2 protein-coding genes are annotated in these 2,056 nt (G+C 63.5%); both read right to left on the reverse strand.

Annotated features, from left to right (window positions below; genetic code table 11):
- Positions 1–444: condensation domain-containing protein (locus tag J6497_RS40435; protein WP_225709714.1), on the reverse strand; the 444-nt coding region annotated here is incomplete at its 3' end.
- A gap of 2 nt (positions 445–446) precedes the next feature.
- On the reverse strand, positions 447–2,056 hold a 1,610-nt coding region (locus J6497_RS40440), incomplete at its 5' end, for a non-ribosomal peptide synthetase (RefSeq protein ID WP_225709715.1).

Consider the following 2,056-nt stretch of genomic DNA (forward strand, 5'->3'; position numbering starts at 1 on the left):
GCGTGCCTCTTCCTGGCACAGCTCCGCGAGCGCAGCGTCCGCATCTCCCCGGCCCCGCAGATCGTGCTGCACAACTGGCAGCCCCGCATCCTTCGGCAGAACCTCAACCCAAGGCTCCCCCTCCGAGGCAACAAAAATGCTGCGTAGCGCCTCGTGCCGCGCCACCACACGGTCGAGGCTGCGCTGCCATGCGCTGCGGTCGAGCACGCCGCGCAGCCGCCACGCCAGTGGCATGTGATAGTTCGTGCTGCCCTGATCCAGCTGCGCCAAAAACCATAGCCGCTGCTGCGCAAACGACAGTGCCAGAGCGCCTTCGCGTCCAACCTTTGGTATCAAGCTAGCTGTTCGGCTCTCGCTCCCGTCTCCCTCTTTGGCGAGTAAAAGAAGCTTGCTTAGGCCTTCAACATCGAGTTTTTCCAACTCGGTCCTAACTAAATCAGTCATTTCTAGGCACCCAGAGAGAGCAGCTTTTGAAGGTCGTCGCGATCGAATTTTCGTTCGATCAAAGTAATAGAGGCCTCGCGAGCGAGCTCGGCCAGCACCGGTTTGGCGAACAGCGTCGTCAGCGGCAGTTCGACACCAACAGCCTGCGATAGGCGGCTCAAGAGCCGCACTGCCAAGAGCGAGTGGCCGCCCAGCGCGAAGAAGTTGTCGTGGCGTCCGACCCGCGCCACGCCCAGAAGCTCGGCCCAGATCGTCGCTAGCTGCGCCTCAATGGGCCCTTGCGGCGCCTCATAAGCGCGCCGCGCATAGGCCTCATCCTCCGGCGCCGGCAGCGCCTTGCGGTCCAGCTTGCCGTTCACCGTCAGCGGCAGCGCCGATAGCCGCACGAATGCCGACGGCACCATGTACTCCGGCACTCGTGCATCGAGATGCGTGCGCAGCGTCCCGGCGAGCTCGCCTCCATCTAATCCAGCCTCGGACGCACACACCACATAGGCGACAAGCCGCGGCTCGCCGCTGCGATCCGGTTGCGCCACCACCACCGCATCGCGCAGCAATCCGTGCTCGACGAGCCGCGCTGCGATCTCGCCCGGCTCGATCCGGAAGCCGCGGATCTTCACCTGCTCGTCGTTGCGACCCAAAAACGCCAGATTGCCGTCCGGCAGATACCGCGCCAGGTCGCCGGTCTTGTACAGCCGATCGCCTGCCACAAACGGATTGGCGATGAACCGCTCCGCCGTCAGCTCCGGCTGGTTCAGATAGCCACGCGCGACGCCGGCGCCGCCAATGTAAAGCTCGCCGACCGCCCCGAACGGAACTGGCGCGCCATCAGCGTCAAGCAGATAAACTTTAGTGTTCGCGATCGGGCGGCCAATCGTCTCAACGACAGCCTCTCCCCTTCGCATGCAGATCCAGGTCGAGTACGTCGTTGTTTCGGACGGAGCGTAGAGATTGCAAATCTTCTGGACGCGGCTGCTCGCGAAGAGCTTCTCGATCAGACCGGCCTTCAGCGGCTCGCCCGCCAAATTGATCACGCTTGTCGAGGCTGGTACTGCTTTCTTGTCGACCAGAGCGGCGATTGCCGAGGGCACTGTGTTGATAATGGAGACATCCAAAGGCCTCTCGGCCAGCGCCAGCGCATTCTCGACAAGGTAGAGCGTGCTGCCGTGCGAAAGCGGAACGAAACACTCATAGACTGACAGATCAAAACTGATCGAGGTGGAGAACAGCATCCGGCTGATCTCTGACGGGGCAAAGACTCCGCTGCTCCAATGCAGCAGGTTCAGGGTGCTCGCATGCTCGATCATGACGCCTTTGGGGGTCCCGGTAGAGCCGGAGGTGTAGATCACATAGGCGAGATGGCGGGAGCCAAGCGCGCGCACATCCGGATCCGACGCCGGCAGCTGCGCCCAGGCCGGCGTTGCCGTGTCGAGATCCACCACCGTCACATCCACGCCATCACCAAGCGCGGCGCGACCGGCCGCATCGGCCAGCAGCAGTCGTGGCGCCGCATCGCCCAGCACCTGGCGCAGCCGCTGAGACGGGTAGGCCGGATCCAGCGGCAGATAGGCGCCGCCCGCCTTCAGGATCGCCAAAACCCCCACCACCATCG

This window comes from Bradyrhizobium cenepequi, assembly GCF_020329485.1.
GTDB classification, from domain to species: domain Bacteria; phylum Pseudomonadota; class Alphaproteobacteria; order Rhizobiales; family Xanthobacteraceae; genus Bradyrhizobium; species Bradyrhizobium cenepequi.